We start from the raw sequence: 16365 nt of genomic DNA, 5'->3' as shown, positions 1-16365 counted from the left end.
GGGGAACGGACATGGTTAATAAAGATATGACAAAGGTTTGCATAGGCAATGTAAACGAATTACCCGAGGAGTTAGGAAAAACCGTATATATAGAAGATAAAGAGCTTGCTGTATTTAAGCTTTCTGACGGGAGCGTCCGCGCCGTCGAAAACCGCTGTCCCCATAAAGGGGGCGTCCTTGCTGAAGGCATCGTCAGCGGAGAATACGTCTTCTGCCCGATGCATGACTGGAAAATTTCCTTAGAAGACGGAAAAGTCCAAGAGCCGGATCATGGGTGTGTCAAAACATACGAAACACTGATCGAAGGAGAGAATGTATACCTCCTGTATTGATCAAAGACCGGATCACTTTTTCAAGTGGTCCTTCATTTTTTAAATTGCTGAAGGGATGACGCCATCATGAAAAACGGAATCGTATATTTTGTCGGTGCCGGACCAGGAGACCCGGGGCTGATCACCGTAAAAGGAAAACAGGCTCTGGAGAAAGCGGATATCATTTTGTATGACCGGCTCGCAAACCCAAAGTTTCTAGAATACGCCTCACCGGACTGCCGGTTCATTTATTGCGGAAAGCTGCCCGACCGCCATTTTATGAAACAGTCTGAGATAAATGCCCTGCTGATAGAAAAAGCGGCGGAGGGCTACACCGTCGTCCGCTTGAAAGGCGGAGACCCAAGTGTGTTCGGCAGGGTCGGCGAAGAAGCAGAGGCGCTTCATCAGCATGGCATCCGCTACGAAATGGTGCCCGGCATCACCTCGGGAATTGCAGCGCCGCTGTATGCGGGAGTCCCCGTCACCCATCGTGATTTCGCTTCGTCCTTCGCGATGATCACCGCTCATGATACATCATTGCAAGGCAGGCCGAATCTCGACTGGGAAGGGCTTGCCCGAAGCGTTCAAACGCTTGTGTTTTACATGGGCGTTAAAAATCTGTCATTTATATGCCGGAAGCTTATGGAGTACGGAAAATCCCCTTCCGTCCCCGTACTCGTCATTCAATGGGGAACGTGGGGGCGGCAGCGGAGTGTTAAAGGAACGCTTCAGGATATCCATGACAAAGTTCAAAGCCAAAACATCACCAATCCTGCCATTATCGTCATTGGTGATATTGTCAATTTTCAAACACACAGCTGGTTTGAAAGCAAACCGTTCATCGGACGGCATATCATGGTGGTCACTCATGGCGATGATGAACATACATTGACAGACAAGCTGCGCGAGTATGGCGCCGATGTTATTGAATGGCCGAAGCGGATCGTTAAAAAAATGCCCGCAAACGAAAACATCCTGAAACAGATCAGCACCTTTGAACAACTATTTTTCACATCACGCCTTGCGGTATGCGAATTCTTTGACACACTGGCTTTCAAGCAGATCGACATCCGCCGGGTGACCGCAAGCCTGAATGCAGCGACTGAAGCCGCAAAGACGGAACTGACAAAACGGGGCTTTCTCCTATCCGAATGGCAAAATGATTCTCCGCATTCTCTCATTGTAGGGAGCCGTCAAGCAGCAGAAAACTTGCCAGACTCAAAATCATGCCCGTTTTATATCACCCATGAACATATCTCGGATGAGCGATTCACTTCCATGATCGAACGCACGATCAGTGAGTCTCCTCTGCAAATGATTATCTGTACGGGCAAAGAATCCGCTCAGCATTTGATCAGCGCCGGAAAACAAATCGGCATATCACCGAATCCGTCAGGAAACCGCCCTCCCGTCATCTGCATGGGCGAAGACGTCCCCGCCGGCTGCGGGTTTACCGCCGTGAAAAATCAGGAACAGTTATTTGCGTTTATACGAAATGAAATGAAAGACATGCTCGTTCACAGCTGATACGCCGGAATGCTTTTCTGACCCCCGGGCCCAGCATCGGGGTCAGCCCTTTTTTATTGTGTCACCAATTTTTTATGATGAGTCGAATACATCGCCATCTGATCCGCCTGCGGGTCCAAATAGGCTTTGGCGCTGTTCACGGCGGTCGGCCCCTCCGTGAAACCGCCGGCAATCAATCTGAGCTTGCTTTCATAATGGGCGGCGTCACCGGCGACAAACACGCCCGGAAGATTCGTCCGCATATGTCTGTCAGCTTTAATCCTGCCTTCTTCTATCTCAAGCCCCCAGTCCTTCATCGGACCGAGATCAATTTTAAACCCGTGGTTGATAATGAGCTCATCAAGCTTGATGACTTCAGAAAGTCCGGACTCAGTTTGGCAAACGGTGACGCTCTCGATCCGTTCCCCGGTGCCATTGAGATGCTTCAGACGATACGGCGCAAGCACCCGCACGGAAGACCGCTTCATTTTCGCCACGCTGCTTTCCAAACCGCCGAACTCCTTACGGCGGTGCAAGACGGTAACAGACGCCGCAATCGGTTCCAGCTCATTCGCCCAGTCAACCGCGGTATCTCCCCCTCCGGAAATCACGACATGCTTATCTCGAAACGCATCAAGCTTCTCCACCTTATAATGAAGGTTCTTTCCTGAATACCGGCTCGCATCCGCGCTGTCAAGTTCATTGACCTCAAGCGTCCCCATGCCCACGGCCAAAATCACCGTGCGCGTATAGTGCTTTTCCCCTTTGGAACTTTCGAGCACAATGGTTCCGTCTTCCAGCCGTTCAAATCCGGTCACCCGCTGATTCAACACGATATCCGGCTCAAATGTCGCCGCCTGCTCCTTCAGCTGCTTAATCAGCTGTTCCCCGGCAATCCCGGGTATTCCGCCGATATCACGGATGATTTTTTCAGGGAAAAACATAGACACCTTCCCCCCGAGCCGCGGTAAAAACTCGATCACCTTCGTTTTCAGCTCCCGCATCCCGCAATAAAAAGCCGCAAACAGGCCGATCGGGCCTCCGCCTATAATCGTGACGTCATACACCTCATGATTTTCCGCCATCGTTCTGCCTCCCGTTATATCTATACTTCATACATTTTTAATTGAGAATCAATATCAATGAAAGTATAACACATATTGAGGAGCAGTGTTTATTCATTTCTCATCTTGCGGGAAAGGAGTGATTCAGAAGCGAGGTTCTGAGATTGATAAGCGGGAAGGTATTAAAACTGAAACCAGTACGGCGACTGGTTTCTTTTTTATCTCTTTTTCATCAGCATGATATCGAGATACAGCTGGCACCTTGTCCTGAAGTCGTTTAAATTAATTGATGTCATGTCAAGAATCTGTTTGATGCGGTAGTTCAATGTGTTTTGATGAATAAAAAGCTGTTCTGCGGCTGGTTTTGTTTTGCAGTTATTGAGGAGATAGATTTCTAACGTTTTCAGCAGTTCGGTGCTGCTTTCTCTGTCTTTGGCTTTTAATAACGCTAAATCATCGTTTACATATTCCAGTGAGGCGTTTTTTTCTTCGATGCTTTCAAGATAGCGGTAAATCCCGAGCTTACTGTATTCGTACGGGATATTTTCCTGGTTTCCGGTAATTTCGGCGGCCTTTATAACTTCAAGGGCTTCTATATAACTTTTGCCGAGCTTCAGGATGCTGCTGTATTCATTGCCGATTCCGATATAGATGGGAGTGGGGATCTTCTGAAAGTGAAAATGAGTCAGCAGTTTGTGGATGAATTCAGATGCTGCCGAAGTGCCGGAGCTTTTTTGCGAGAAGCTTGCGACGACGATGACAATATTGGAATCAATGGTTAAGACGTGACTGACTTTATCCCGCAAATTCAAGTACGATTTGATATTTTCCTTTACATCTTCGACTGCCTCCCCATCCCCATTTGCGGCATGCAGGACGACTACCGAAAAAACCGACGGCAGCACGGCGTTCATCTTTTCCGCTTCCCGCCTGAACTCCTTTTCAGAGGAGAATTGCTGAAAGATCGCCCGTTTCACCAGGTCTTCCGCTCTCTCTTCTTTTTCCTGTTTCAGCCGGTTCGTTTTATAGATGATTTTTCCGACATGGAATGAAGTTTCATATAAAAAATCGAGCTCCTCGTCCGTCAAGTTTCGGTCGAGCTCCTGAATCCAGATGTAGCCCATCACTTCCCCTTTATGTTTTGCACTTACAACCACTCTCTGATTCAGTCCGATACTGTCTATTTTTTCGACACGGAACGGTTCAGGAACGGTTTTCAGCTTTTCGATCACCCCGTCCTTCAGAAACCTTTCAAAAATCTGCACGGGGCATTTTTTTGAGAATATCGTCTGCTGGTTGGCGGAGTCGAAGTGATTAATGTAATAAGAATTATAGGCAAGCAAAAAGAAATCCGCGCTTTCCAGAATAACGGGCTTCTGCAATTCATAACTGATGAAATCAATTAATTTATCAATGTCCGTAAATGAAAAAACTCTCTCTAAAAGCTCTTCCATACCTATTTCTCCTATGCTCTTTTTATCTTTATCATACTCTGAGGGGTGACTTTTTGTATAGAAAAAAATTCATATACTCCCAAAACGGAATGATCCGAAAGCCTGTATCGTGAAAAGAGGAAAAAGGGCGGTCCCTTCTTCCTCTCGTTCCTTGCTTTTATTGAGAAAGTGTATCACGGTAGTCATGAAACTGATCTGTGACATCTTTTGACGGAGCCTGTGTCAATAAGCTGACGACAAATACAGCGGCAAGGCTTACAGCAAAGCCCGGAATGATTTCGTACAAAAAGTCTGAAAGACCGGCATTCGCCCAAATGATTACGGTAATCGCTCCCGCAATCATGCCGGCGAGTGCCCCCCATTTCGTCATCCGTTTCCAAAATAAACTGAGCAGTACGACCGGCCCGAATGAAGCGCCGAATCCCGCCCATGCATAGCTGACAAGACCAAGTATCGTGTTGTTTTTCTCCCAGGCGAGCACCAGGGCGACGATTGACACCGCAAGCACTGCCATTCTCCCCAGAAATACGAGTTCCTTATCAGAAGCTGAACGCCTGAACATGGACTTATACAAGTCCTCCACTAAAGAACTGGACGTAACGAGCAGCTGAGACGAAATCGTACTCATAATGGCCGCTAAAATCGCAGAAATGAGAAATCCCGTAATAATCGGGTGGAACAGAATATTGCCGAGCTGAATAAAAATGGTTTCCGGATCATCCAGCTTCAACCCGCGCTGGTGGTAATACGCGATTCCCGCAAGACCCGTAAACAGCGCGCCGAGTGCAGACAAAATCATCCATCCCATTCCGATCCGTCTGGCGCGTTTGATCTCTTTCACAGATGTGATCGCCATAAAGCGCACAATAATATGCGGCTGCCCGAAATAGCCGAGCCCCCACGCAAATAAAGAAATAATGCCAAGGACGGTGGTCCCTTTGAACATATTAAACAGTTCCGGGTTGACGGAACGGATATCGGCAACGGTTTCCCCCGGGCCGCCCGTATGGAAAATCGTCACAATCGGCACGAGAATAAGCGCCGCAAACATGATGATCCCTTGGACAAAGTCCGTCCAGCTTACCGCCAAAAAGCCCCCGAACAAGGTGTAGGCGACAACGACGCCTGTCACGACCCACAGTCCCGTGTGGTAATTCAACCCTAAAATGCTGTTGAATAAGACACCTCCGGACACCATGCCGGATGATACGTAAAAAGTGAAAAAGACGAGAATGACGAGACCCGAAAACAGTCTGAGAAGCTTCGTATGATCACCGAAACGGTTTTCAAGGAAACCCGGAATGGTGATGGAATTCCCCGCTTTTTCGGTATACGTTCTCAGCCTCGGCGCCACAAAAAGCCAGTTCGCCCACGCCCCGAGCACAAGTCCGATTACAATCCAAGCGCCGCTTAATCCCGTCGAGAACATGGCGCCAGGAAGCCCCATCAAGAGCCATCCGCTCATATCCGCCGCTCCCGCGCTGAGCGCTGTGACGGCAGGGCCTAAAGAACGCCCACCGAGCATGTAATCCGTCAGATTCGACGTCCGTCTGTAGGCGAAATAACCGATAAACAGCATGCCCGCCATATAAATACAAATGGAAATAATCAACTGAATGTTTGCTATGGCATTTCCTCCTCCGCTTTATAGGTTTATGGTGAAATGGACACCCCCCGCGAGGAGGATGCCCATTCAGTCCCTCTTAAAACATTTCACTGATTGTTTTCGCCTGCATGTGGAGGGCCAAATAATCCGGGCCGCCCGCTTTTGAATCAGTGCCGGACATTTTGAAGCCTCCGAACGGATGGTAGCCGACAATCGCTCCCGTACAATTGCGGTTGAAGTACAGGTTGCCGACATGGAATTCCTGTTTCGCCCGTTCAATATGTTTGCGGTTATTTGTAATGACCGCGCCTGTCAAACCGTATTCAGTATTGTTGGCCACTTCCAGCGCCTCATCAAAGTTTGATACTTTAGAAAACGCCACGACAGGCCCGAAAATTTCTTCCTGCATGAGTCTGGCTTTCGGATCAAGGTCAGCGAAGATCGTCGGCTTGATAAAGTAGCCTTTTGAATCATCTCCGGTGCCGCCGCTTACTAAACGGCCTTCTTCTTTTCCGATTTCAATGTAGCTCATGATCTTGTCGTAAGAACCTTGGTCGATGACAGGTCCCATATACACGTCAGCGCTGTCAGGGCTTGCCGTCACTTTTGATTCAGTGATTTCGATGACGCGCTCCAATACTTGATCATACACTTTTTCATGGACAACTGCACGTGAACCTGCAGAACATTTTTGTCCCGCGAAGCCGAATGCTGATGTAAAGATGGATTGAGCCGCCAATTCAATGTCCGCGTCCTCATCGACAACAACCGTATCTTTACCGCCCATTTCAGCGATAACACGCTTTAAATGCTGCTGGCCCGGCTGCACTTTCGCCGCGCGTTCGAAAATTCTCGTACCGACTTCACGTGATCCCGTAAACGTAATGATGCTTGTTTTCGGGTGATCGACGAGATAGTCTCCCACTTCCGCTCCGCTTCCCGGCACAAAGTTGACAACGCCCTTCGGAAGACCTGATTCCTCAAGCACTTCTACGAATTTCGCCGCGATGACCGGTGTCGCGCTTGCCGGTTTAAGAACGACCGTGTTGCCCGTTACGATCGGTGCCACCGTCGTTCCCGCCATAATCGCAAAGAGGAAGTTCCATGGCGGAATGACGACCGTTACGCCGGTCGGTGTGTAGACATATTGGTTCTTCTCGCCGTCGCGGCTGTTGACCGGCTTGCCTTTTGCTAATTCAACCATCTGGCGCGCGTAGTATTCCATAAAGTCGATGGCTTCCGCCGTATCCGCATCAGCTTCGTTCCAAGGTTTTCCCGCTTCCTTGACGAGCAGGGCGGAGAATTCGTGCTTTCTGCGGCGGACTTTGGCAGCTGCGCGGAACAGAACGGCCGCTCTTTCTTCAGGGGATGTGTATCTCCACTCTTCGAACGCTTTCGCAGCCGCTTCAATCGCCTGCTCAGCGTGCTCCTGGGACGCCTTTGACACTTTTCCGACGACTTCTTCTTTGTCTGCAGGGTTAATGGATACGATTTTCGCTTCCGTCTCTACCTTTTCACCGTTGATGACGAGCGGATAATCTTTTCCCAGATACTCATTTACCTTCGCAAGCGCTTTCTTAAATTCTTCAACGTTCGATTGATCTTGGAAATTCGTGAATGGTTCGTGTTTATAAGGTGTAGTCATTGTCATCTCTCCCTTTTTTACTTCTTAGTCATTCCTTTAAAGGCGAATGCGATGTTTGAGGGGCGTTCGGCGAGCCGTCTCATGAAATAGCCGTACCAGTCATCCCCGTAAGGCAGGTAGACTCTCATGCGGTATCCTTCTTCCACCAGGCTGAGCTGGGTTTGCGAGCGCATGCCGTACAGCATCTGAAACTCAAAACGGTCGTTTGAAATGCCGTGCTCTTTGGCAAGCTGTTTTGTAAACTCGATCATTTTGTCATCATGCGTGGCGACTGCCGTATAATGTCCTTTTAAAAGCTGTTTGCGGATGAGTCTTTTATAATTTTCATCGACGTCGCTTTTTTCAGGATAGGCCACCTTTTCCGATTCTTTATAGGCCCCTTTGACAAGCCGCAGAAACGGATTCAGCGGGCTGAGGTCATCAATATCCTTCTCCGTTCTGTACAGATAAGCCTGCACCACGGTGCTTACATATTCATACCGGCTCCGGAAGTCTTTAAAGATATCCAGCGTTTTCTGGCATCTCGTTTCATCTTCCATGTCAATCGTCACCATGACTTTATGTTTTTCAGCCGTCTGGAGGATTTTCGTCATATTTTCATAGACGAGATCGAGATCTATATCAAGACCTAAAGACGTCATTTTTAATGACACTTGGGAATTCAGCTGTTCATCAGCAATTAAGGCGATGGTCTGCATGCACTCCTCGGTGCGTTCTTTCGCGACGTCACCACTGTTTACAAATTCCCCCAAATGATCGACAGTAACTGACAGCCCCTGGCTGTTCAAATGTCGGATTGTCGGGATAGAACTGCGGAAATCCATTCCTCCGATGATTTTGCCGGCTGCCACACGGCTTCCCCAGCTTCGCGCCATCTTATTGAGAAAGCTGCTCTTGGATAAAAATAAGAAAAAATCTCTTGTAATCACTTCCAACCTTAACACCCCGCAATCTAAGAAGTATTTGTATGAGTCTATTGTAAATGGACAAAACATCCTCTCACAATATTCTAAAAATACAAAGATTCTGATAAATTTTTGTGGTTTTACCACAATCAGCTTCTTAGATAGCAGGCGGATTATGCCGAAAAAAGGCGGACGGAAATGACGGCAATCGTCAATTTCCGCCTTTTTCCCCCCACGCCTCTTCGTCGGTCTGAATCAATAGCTGATTCAGTTCCTCCGTTATGTCAGGTTTCGGCGTTTTGATCGTTTTGACATAGTGCCCGATGCGTTCTATTTCTTCTTCTATAAACGCATGAATCATCGTATTTCTCGGTTCCGGAGCCAGCTCCTGACCGCTTTTTTTCCTTGTAAGCAGTATATTGATTTCAGAAATGAGCGCTTCATCCGTCAATAAGGCATCGGCCAGTACGGGAAATGACATCGGCGGTACGGAGCCGAACGTTTCAATCCATCTGCAGGCAAGGAGAGGACGCAGAACATAAAAATACTTTTTAATCTTCACTTCACTGCCCTGCAATTCCGTTTTTTCATTCCGTTTTGCCATATTGAGATAATGATAAATGCAGGCTTCAGGCGAAAAGGCGCGGATTTTCAGTTTTCGAAGCTTTTCAGCCGCTGAGAAAGCTTCATAATAGATCATCTCAGAAGAGAGCCATTCCAAAAGAGGCGGATTTGATTTTTTAAAAAGCCGCAGCGCTTTTCTCAGTTCCCAGCCGCTGATGTCTAGCATGTCATGAATCGGCTCTTCTATGACATCCCTATGCGGTTCGATCGAAAAGTACCATTCTTTTTTCGGCACATAGAGAAACCGCACATCGTAGTCGCTGTCGCTTGACGGAAATCCCCATGCGCGGCTCCCTGATTCTACGGCGTAAAGCACCTTGACGCCGTGCTGTGCTTCAATTCGTTTTAATTCTTCGATGATCCTTTGTTTCATCTGTATCCGTCCTTTTCCGTGATCATTCGAAAAAAGCCCAAGTACTTGGGCTTTTCGCTGCTGTCAGCCTTTCAGATGCGCTTTCAGAAAGGCCAGCTTTTCCGTATGGAAAGAAGGTATGTATTCATGTCCGAAATATCGGTACACCTTCAATTCTTTTTCCGTTTCCAGATGGTTGTAAGCGGCAAACACCGTCGACGGCGGAGTCACGCGGTCAATCAGCCCGATGGACATGAGCACCGGAACTTTTACGCGGTCCGCCAGATTCATGATATCAAAATAGGCCAGTGTATTCATCGCGGCCTTCTCCGTCTCAGGGCTGCCGTTCTTTCTGAAAAAGGAGTTAATCTCAAGATACGGCTCATCAAGAGCGACATCAATGGCCCGCTCAAAATTGCTTAAATAAGGATAATCGGCCGCAACCGCTCTCGGAATGTCAGATAGTGCCGCCGCGGCGATTGAAAGTCCGCCTCCCTGGCTCCCGCCGATGACGGCGATTCTCGTTTCATCCACTTCATCAAAGCCGCTGATGACTTCCAAAGCCCGGACGGCGTCTAAGTACACGCCGCGGTAATAATATGTATCTTTATCTAAAATCCCTTTCGTCATCCAGCCGGGAACGTGTCCATGCGGTGAGACGCTTGTATCTGTGCTGCTGTGCTGGCCGCGGACAAGCATCCCGAACGCGGCATATCCGTGAAGCGCCCAATTTACGATGTCATGTATGTCCCCGTCATAGCTCGCGTTGTAGCCGTGGTATTTCACGATGGCCGGATGCGGGCCTTTTCGGTCGGGAACGGCGTACCATCCCTCAATTTCCGCCTTGCCGAAGCTTCGGTATTTCAGCCGGAATACTTTCACGCCGTCAGCCGGGTAGCTTTCAGGCGTCAAATCAGGCTTTGCCTCTTCCTTTGCAAGCTCATGTAATGATGATGCCCAAAAATCCGAAAAGTCATGAGGAGCGGTTTTATTTGGTTTATAGGTTTGCAGTTGGTCGAGCGGCAAGTCGTATAATTGCATATCCGATTATTCTCCTTTGTTTTATAAGATTTAATTTTCTGACTCTATCTTAACACGATTTTACACTCATTTTCTAAAAATTTTAATAAACGTTTGTTTAAAAGAAAACAAAAAAGCCGTACGCTCACAGCGTCACGGCTCTTTTTACATCGGCTGATACAGATCCCAGCCGATTTTTAACGTTTCTACGATATAATCGGCGATTTCTTCTGGTTCCAGATTATCCGTTGCCACTTTTGAATTATGTTTATCATAGATGCTTTGGCGCTCGTTAAAGAGCTGCTGCATTTCATCCATGGAACGGTTATGCAGAACGGGACGGCTTTCAATCAGCAGGTCAGCCCGCTGCTTCCAATTCTCCCATGATAAATCAAGATGGAGCACGAGACAGTTTTCAAGACAGCACTGTCTGATTTCCTCTTGTTTAAACGAACCGCCCCCAAGCGACACGATCTTGAATTTCGTATTGCGGCAGATATCTAATATATAATCCTTTTCGGTCTGACGGAAAAAGGCTTCACCTTTTTTCTCAAACATTTCAGGGATGGACATATTGAAATCTTTCTCAATCTGCAAATCAATATCAATGAAGTCTCTGTATAATTTCTTAGCGACCAGCTGGCCGATTGTTGTCTTTCCGACCCCCATGAATCCGATCAGTACGATATTTCTTTCTCTTACGGGAATGGCACGTTTTGCGTTCATCTTCGGCGAAATCCTCCTAAGAAATGAAAAAGTTATGTTTATTATATGATAACTCAATATTGAAATATAGAGATAATGCAATGAAAGAAAACCCATCCTTTATAAGAAGAGATGAGTTTTTCTTTCTATCGGAGCGTAATGCGTTCCACCTTTCCGACAATGAAAATATAAGAAAATGCCCCGATAAATGCGACAGCGCCGACAAACAGAATCGCTCCGTTATATGAACCGGTCGCAGAAACGATAAACCCGATGATAAGCGGGGTGATAATGCCGGCCATATTGGCGAAAAAGTTAAACACGCCTCCTGCCAATCCGATTGTTTCGCTTGGCGCCACCTCACTCAGCATCGTCCAGGATATATTGGACATGCCCTGCGCAAAAGAAGCAATGGATAAGATCGTCAAAACCGCAGGAGCAGAATCCGTAACATTCGCGAGCACGATGGAGCCTGTCAGCAGAAGACCGAGGATGACGGGGGTTTTTCGGGCAACGTTCACCGACACGCCCCGTTTCATCATTCCGTCAGACCAATATCCGCCGAACAATACGCCGAAAAAGGCGGCGATATACGGGATTGATGCGGCGAAGCCGACTTTCAAGAATGCCATGTGCTTTGCCTCCGCCAGATAAGTCGGAAACCATGTCAAAAAGAAGAACAGCGTGGAGGCTACGGCGAATTGGCCGATATACAAGCCGACAAGCTTGCGGTATTTAAGAAGCTGGACGAAATCCCGCCACGTGATCCTGCCGGCTGATTCAGACACCTCTGTCAGTCCGCCGCCTTCTCTAATATAATCAAGCTCTTCCCGGTTCACTTTCCGGTACCGATTCGGCTCGTGATACATTTTGAACCAGAAAACGGAGAAAACAAGCCCGAGCACGCCTGAAGAAATAAAGACGGCGCGCCAGTCAAATGCCGTTAACACCCAGAATAAAACCGGTGTGGCGAACGCCAGTCCCACATATTCCCCCGCCGTATAAACACCCGTCGCAAAGGCGCGTTCCCGCCTTGGAAACCATGTCGTGACAATCCGGTTGTTTGCCGGAAACGCAGGCGATTCAGCCAGCCCGATAATCAGGCGGCAGCCGAATAAAAACCCGAAACTGGCCGCAAAAGCCTGCACTCCGGTGAAAACAGACCAGATCATTAAAGAAACGCCGTACGTCCGTTTTGACCCGAATTTGTCCAAAATGAGCCCGCTGGGAATCTGCATACCCGTATAGGTCCAGCTGAATGCGGAAAAGACGACGCCCAAAAGCGCGGGGCTTATGTTCAGCGATGTCTGAATGGACGGGGCGGCGATGGATACACTGGCACGGTCTATATAATTAATCGCAGTGATAAAAAACAAAAGAAACAGTATCACATAACGAGCGCGAGTCGGTTTATTGCGGACGGGACTGAAGTCCGTCAGCTCCGTTTCATTTTTCAATGGCTTCTCCCCCCTTACTCGAATGAAATTAATTGTACAACACTTCGGTCAATTATTTAATACTTTGACGCAAAAAAGCGCTAAACAATTTGTATGCCGCACTGACACCCTGCTTATAAAAGTGTCTGCCCTTTTCACCTGTTTATCCGTATCTCACCCGGGGAAAAGTACACATATACAGTTACGGGAGGATTACCGATGAAACTGAGTTTTTGCACGACAGGATTTAAAAAAAAGCATATTTTCGACATCATTTCTTTCGCAAAGGAGCACTCCTTTGACGGAATCGAACTGTGGTACGGACACGCTAAACAATATATAGAGGAAATCGGCCCGCTCGACAGGCTTGATCAGCAGCTTCAGGAGGAAGGCATCGGGGTGCCTGCCGTCAGTTTGTACACTGACTTCGCCGCTCAGGATGAAAGGCAGGCGTTAAAGGATGTTCAAAGGGCATTAAGCGCGGCACGACAGCTGCACAGCCCCTTGATCAGAGTCTTTGCCGGCAATCTTCCTTCGCATCGGACGTCACCGGAAAAGTGGCAACGTGCGGTTGATCAATTTCAGCAGTCGGCACGGCTCGCAGATGACTATGAAGTCGATATCGGGCTTGAGATTCATTACGATACGTACGCGGATACACCGGAGGCGGCGCTGGCATTTTTGGAGGATGTCGGCCATCCGCGGGTCCGCACCATTTTTGACGGCTCCAACCTACACGTCAATCACGTTGACCAAATGTCCGCTTTAGAAAAGCTGTATCATACCGTAAGCCATATTCATCTGAAAAACTATCACTGGAATTTTGACAACTGGTATCTCAGCAAGCCAACTCCGATTTTTCAAGGAGATCTCGATCAAAAAGCATTTTTAAAAGAGCTGATGAACAGACAATATGACGGTTTTGTTTCTCTTGAGTATTTTGGAGAACATGCCTTTACGCATATAAAGGAATCGCTCCGGGAATATACGTCTGTTTTTTCCCGCTGACTCTTCGATCGAAGGGTCTTTTTTTGTATCATATAGAAAAAGGGGGATATCATGATGATCATTTGGATAAATGGGGCTTTCGGTTCCGGAAAAACACAAACAGCGTTTGAACTGCACAGAAGACTGAAACCGTCTTACGTATATGATCCTGAAAAGATGGGGTTTGCGATGCGTTCGATGATACCGCCGGATATCGCTGAAGATGACTTTCAAAGCTACCCTCTATGGCGGGAATTCAATTACAGCATGCTTTCCTATTTGTCAGATACATATCAGGACATCATCATTGTGCCCATGACCATTACGAACGATCAATACTTCCATGACATTATCAGCAGGCTGAGACAGGATGGCCGGACCATTCACCACTTTACCCTGCTGGCTTCAAAGGAAACATTGCTGAAACGCCTGCGCACCAGAGCGGAAGGAAAAAGCTCCTGGGCCGCAAAACAAATCGACCGCTGCATCAACAGCCTGTCTGATAGCCTCTTCACAGAACATCTCCATACAGACCAAATGTCTATTCAGCAGGTCGCAGAAACGATCGCTGCCCAAGCAAATCTGCCTCTTGAGCCTGATTCGAGAGGCAGCCTTCGAAGATTCACCGACAAATTAATGGTGAAGCTGAATCATATCCGTATCAAATAAAAAAATGTTTTGAAAACATGTCCCTGATCCATGCAAATGGATCAATAAATAAAAAGTCCCTCCGAAGGGATGTTTTTTTCAACTTTAAGAAAAAAATTTTAGAAATAAAGAAGGAATTATATGGATAATCATCTAATTATTAACACTGTAATACATTTCATTTGAAAAGGGAGTGTTCGAAATGAAATTCAAAAAAGTGTTAACCGGTTCTGCGCTGTCTCTTGCCTTACTGATGTCTGCCGCTCCTGCCTTTGCCGCATCACCAACAGCATCCGCATCCGTGGAAAATAGCCCAATCTCAACGAAAGCAGATGTTGGCATTAATGCCATCAAGCTCGTTCAAAGCCCTGACGGCAATTTCGCTGCTTCTTTCGTTTTAAACGGAACAACGTGGATTTTCAAAAGTAAAACTTATGACAGCGGCAGAGGGATTTGGATAGGGGTTTATGAAAGTGTAGATAAATAAAAACGATAACAAAAACCTCCCTTTCAAAAGGGAGGTTTTTTCATTCTATTTCCACCAATCATCAAACATTGATGCCGGCACCTGGCGCTTGTGCTCCGTACTGAGGTAGCGTTTTTCCAGCGCCTCAATCACTTCGGAAGAAACGTCCTTGCCTTCTAAATAATCATCAATGTCATTGTATGTGATGCCGAGTTCGGTCTCATCCGTCTGCTGCGGTTTTTCATCAAGCAGATCGGCCGTCGGTAATTTCAAATAAAGGCGTTCCGGCGCGCCGAGCTCTTCTAATAAACGTCTGCCCTGGCGTTTCGTTAATCCGGTCAGCGGCAGCAGATCAGCTCCGCCGTCACCGTATTTCGTGAAGAAACCGGTCACTGCCTCGGCCGCATGGTCGGTTCCGATGACAAGCAGGCCCTCTTGTCCGCCGATGGCATATTGAGCGATCATCCTCATTCTGGCTTTTACATTTCCTTTGTTAAAGTCAGACAGCTGATCGCCCGTGTCTTTTTTGTACTGATCGGCGAACGCGCTGACAGCGGACTTAATATCAAATGTCCATGATTTATCAGGTTTAATGAATTTGAGCGCCAATTGGGCGTCATCCTCATCCTGCTGTGTGCCGTGCGGAAGACGGACGGCGATAAATTCCGCGTTTCCGCCTTCTTCTCTGATGCTTTCAGCCGCCAATTGGGCGAGGCGTCCCGCAAGCGTGGAATCCTGCCCGCCGCTGATGCCGAGCACAAAGCCTTTGGCACCTGTTTTTTTCAAATATTGTTTCAGAAAGTTCACTCTGTCCTCAATTTCTTGTTTCGGATCAATTGAGGGTTTTACATGGAGATCATTCATAATTTGTTTCTGGATGCTCATCCCAATCACTCCTCCTGCATTGTTTCTTTATGATTCATTTCCCGTTCATGCTGAAAATGAATCATGCCACTATGTACGACTCTTTGTTAAATATAGCACAGGTGCAGTTTTTAAGTGAATCAAATACACCGGGATCAGCTGATTTCCACCCGCAGCGCCGTGATGCTGTCGCCGTTGCATTTTCCTTTTTCGATCGGACAGGATGAAAATGCAACGACGAGATCCATTTCCGCACGGAGCCGTACATAATCACCCGCGTCAGAAAGAGGCGTTTCGACTGATAAGTTCCCCTTCTCATCGAGCACCGTGTTCATAAAGATGGCAAATGGGTAATGCATATGCGGCCGCGGCACCCCGAACGGTTCAAGCGCCCCGCTCATATTGTCATAGCACGTATCCTGGAGCTCATCTTTATGCTTTCCGTATAAAAGCCTGTTCATATCCGGACGGCAGGCGGGAAGCAGCAGGTCATGCTTGCCGACTGTATCCTCAATCAGCGTCAGCATCGGCTTGTATAAATTCGAATAAATATGGTCACCCGTTTTTACATGAATGGACTGGTTGGCATCAATCGTCGCGCCCTGATCAAGATGCTCATAAAAGTCCTTGGCATGATACGCCGTAAAATCAGCCACCTGCTGTCCTTCCACATCGACTACTTTTATGATCTGCCCTTTGTGAACCTTCAGGCCAAGCCCTTTTTTCGGCGGTACGATAAATTGCTGTGTCATCAGACTGCTCCTTTTTTTCT

Annotated in this window: 16 protein-coding genes; 5 read left to right on the top strand and 11 right to left on the bottom strand. The window is 47.6% G+C overall.

What is annotated here, in order from left to right:
* Nucleotides 1–11: 11 nt before the first annotated feature.
* Together nirD and cobA are read left to right on the top strand one after the other, a co-directional pair.
* Nucleotides 12–332: a nitrite reductase small subunit NirD gene (gene nirD, locus ACWJJS_RS16055; RefSeq protein WP_003156597.1), complete on the top strand. Its 321-nt coding sequence runs from the start codon at nucleotides 12–14 to the stop codon at nucleotides 330–332.
* 66 nt (nucleotides 333–398) lie between these two features.
* On the top strand, nucleotides 399–1838 hold the full coding sequence (gene cobA / locus ACWJJS_RS16050; RefSeq protein ID WP_076851416.1) for a uroporphyrinogen-III C-methyltransferase: 1440 nt from the start codon (nucleotides 399–401) through the stop codon (nucleotides 1836–1838).
* 53 nt (nucleotides 1839–1891) lie between these two features.
* Here the strand turns inward: cobA and ACWJJS_RS16045 are convergent, their stop codons facing one another.
* The 9 genes from ACWJJS_RS16045 to ACWJJS_RS16005 form a co-directional block, all read right to left on the bottom strand.
* Nucleotides 1892–2902: an NAD(P)/FAD-dependent oxidoreductase gene (locus tag ACWJJS_RS16045; protein WP_071392150.1), complete on the bottom strand. Its 1011-nt coding sequence runs from the start codon at nucleotides 2900–2902 to the stop codon at nucleotides 1892–1894.
* A 197-nt stretch (nucleotides 2903–3099) separates the two neighbouring features.
* On the bottom strand, nucleotides 3100–4335 hold the full coding sequence (locus ACWJJS_RS16040; protein ID WP_003156600.1) for a PucR family transcriptional regulator: 1236 nt from the start codon (nucleotides 4333–4335) through the stop codon (nucleotides 3100–3102).
* A gap of 157 nt (nucleotides 4336–4492) precedes the next feature.
* Nucleotides 4493–5947 carry a sodium/proline symporter PutP gene (gene putP / locus ACWJJS_RS16035; RefSeq protein WP_017419372.1) on the bottom strand — a complete coding sequence of 485 codons (1455 nt, stop codon included), beginning with the start codon at nucleotides 5945–5947 and terminating at the stop codon, nucleotides 4493–4495.
* 91 nt (nucleotides 5948–6038) lie between these two features.
* The gene (pruA, locus tag ACWJJS_RS16030) at nucleotides 6039–7586 is read right to left on the bottom strand and encodes an L-glutamate gamma-semialdehyde dehydrogenase (protein WP_071181519.1); all 1548 of its coding nucleotides are present in this window, start codon (nucleotides 7584–7586) and stop codon (nucleotides 6039–6041) included.
* A 17-nt stretch (nucleotides 7587–7603) separates the two neighbouring features.
* On the bottom strand, nucleotides 7604–8515 hold the full coding sequence (locus ACWJJS_RS16025; RefSeq protein WP_454023745.1) for a proline dehydrogenase family protein: 912 nt from the start codon (nucleotides 8513–8515) through the stop codon (nucleotides 7604–7606).
* A gap of 187 nt (nucleotides 8516–8702) precedes the next feature.
* Nucleotides 8703–9488 carry a nucleotidyltransferase domain-containing protein gene (locus ACWJJS_RS16020; protein ID WP_454023704.1) on the bottom strand — a complete coding sequence of 262 codons (786 nt, stop codon included), beginning with the start codon at nucleotides 9486–9488 and terminating at the stop codon, nucleotides 8703–8705.
* A gap of 63 nt (nucleotides 9489–9551) precedes the next feature.
* A complete protein-coding gene (cah, locus tag ACWJJS_RS16015; RefSeq protein ID WP_326363157.1) occupies nucleotides 9552–10508 on the bottom strand; it encodes a cephalosporin C deacetylase in 957 nt (318 codons plus the stop codon).
* Nucleotides 10509–10652: 144 nt separating this feature from the next.
* Nucleotides 10653–11213: a shikimate kinase gene (locus ACWJJS_RS16010; RefSeq protein ID WP_003156609.1), complete on the bottom strand. Its 561-nt coding sequence runs from the start codon at nucleotides 11211–11213 to the stop codon at nucleotides 10653–10655.
* 125 nt (nucleotides 11214–11338) lie between these two features.
* Nucleotides 11339–12649, bottom strand: a complete 1311-nt coding sequence (locus tag ACWJJS_RS16005) for an MFS transporter (protein WP_353575501.1) — start codon at nucleotides 12647–12649, stop codon at nucleotides 11339–11341.
* Between the two features lie 198 nt (nucleotides 12650–12847).
* Here ACWJJS_RS16005 and ACWJJS_RS16000 point away from each other — a divergent pair, with 198 nt between their 5' ends.
* The 3 genes from ACWJJS_RS16000 (at nucleotide 12848) to ACWJJS_RS15990 (ending at nucleotide 14750) form a co-directional block, all read left to right on the top strand.
* Nucleotides 12848–13636: a sugar phosphate isomerase/epimerase family protein gene (locus ACWJJS_RS16000; protein ID WP_326359137.1), complete on the top strand. Its 789-nt coding sequence runs from the start codon at nucleotides 12848–12850 to the stop codon at nucleotides 13634–13636.
* A 54-nt stretch (nucleotides 13637–13690) separates the two neighbouring features.
* A complete protein-coding gene (tmrB, locus tag ACWJJS_RS15995; RefSeq protein ID WP_077721765.1) occupies nucleotides 13691–14284 on the top strand; it encodes a tunicamycin resistance ATP-binding TmrB in 594 nt (197 codons plus the stop codon).
* Between the two features lie 181 nt (nucleotides 14285–14465).
* Nucleotides 14466–14750: an antimicrobial peptide LCI gene (locus tag ACWJJS_RS15990; protein ID WP_077721764.1), complete on the top strand. Its 285-nt coding sequence runs from the start codon at nucleotides 14466–14468 to the stop codon at nucleotides 14748–14750.
* 45 nt (nucleotides 14751–14795) lie between these two features.
* Here the strand turns inward: ACWJJS_RS15990 and nadE are convergent, their stop codons facing one another.
* Together nadE and ACWJJS_RS15980 are read right to left on the bottom strand one after the other, a co-directional pair.
* Nucleotides 14796–15614 carry an ammonia-dependent NAD(+) synthetase gene (nadE, locus tag ACWJJS_RS15985; protein ID WP_007409061.1) on the bottom strand — a complete coding sequence of 273 codons (819 nt, stop codon included), beginning with the start codon at nucleotides 15612–15614 and terminating at the stop codon, nucleotides 14796–14798.
* A gap of 134 nt (nucleotides 15615–15748) precedes the next feature.
* Complete coding sequence (locus ACWJJS_RS15980) at nucleotides 15749–16345, bottom strand: DUF1989 domain-containing protein (protein WP_011996295.1); 597 nt, start codon at nucleotides 16343–16345, stop codon at nucleotides 15749–15751.
* Nucleotides 16346–16365 lie beyond the last annotated feature (20 nt).

The sequence above is a fragment of the Bacillus sp. JK106 genome (assembly GCF_053663355.1).
This window is presented reverse-complemented; position numbering and strand designations above follow the sequence as displayed.

Excerpts from the sequence above, each read along its gene's own strand:
- nirD (WP_003156597.1), top strand. The coding sequence starts at position 12 with ATGGTTAATAAAGATATGACAAAGGTTTGCATAGGCAATGTAAACGAA.
- cobA (WP_076851416.1), top strand. The coding sequence starts at position 399 with ATGAAAAACGGAATCGTATATTTTGTCGGTGCCGGACCAGGAGACCCG.
- ACWJJS_RS16045 (WP_071392150.1), bottom strand. The coding sequence starts at position 2,902 with ATGGCGGAAAATCATGAGGTGTATGACGTCACGATTATAGGCGGAGGC.
- ACWJJS_RS16040 (WP_003156600.1), bottom strand. The coding sequence starts at position 4,335 with ATGGAAGAGCTTTTAGAGAGAGTTTTTTCATTTACGGACATTGATAAA.
- pruA (WP_071181519.1), bottom strand. The coding sequence starts at position 7,586 with ATGACTACACCTTATAAACACGAACCATTCACGAATTTCCAAGATCAA.
- ACWJJS_RS16020 (WP_454023704.1), bottom strand. The coding sequence starts at position 9,488 with ATGAAACAAAGGATCATCGAAGAATTAAAACGAATTGAAGCACAGCAC.
- cah (WP_326363157.1), bottom strand. The coding sequence starts at position 10,508 with ATGCAATTATACGACTTGCCGCTCGACCAACTGCAAACCTATAAACCA.
- ACWJJS_RS16010 (WP_003156609.1), bottom strand. The coding sequence starts at position 11,213 with ATGAACGCAAAACGTGCCATTCCCGTAAGAGAAAGAAATATCGTACTG.
- ACWJJS_RS16000 (WP_326359137.1), top strand. The coding sequence starts at position 12,848 with ATGAAACTGAGTTTTTGCACGACAGGATTTAAAAAAAAGCATATTTTC.
- tmrB (WP_077721765.1), top strand. The coding sequence starts at position 13,691 with ATGATCATTTGGATAAATGGGGCTTTCGGTTCCGGAAAAACACAAACA.
- ACWJJS_RS15990 (WP_077721764.1), top strand. The coding sequence starts at position 14,466 with ATGAAATTCAAAAAAGTGTTAACCGGTTCTGCGCTGTCTCTTGCCTTA.
- nadE (WP_007409061.1), bottom strand. The coding sequence starts at position 15,614 with ATGAGCATCCAGAAACAAATTATGAATGATCTCCATGTAAAACCCTCA.
- ACWJJS_RS15980 (WP_011996295.1), bottom strand. The coding sequence starts at position 16,345 with ATGACACAGCAATTTATCGTACCGCCGAAAAAAGGGCTTGGCCTGAAG.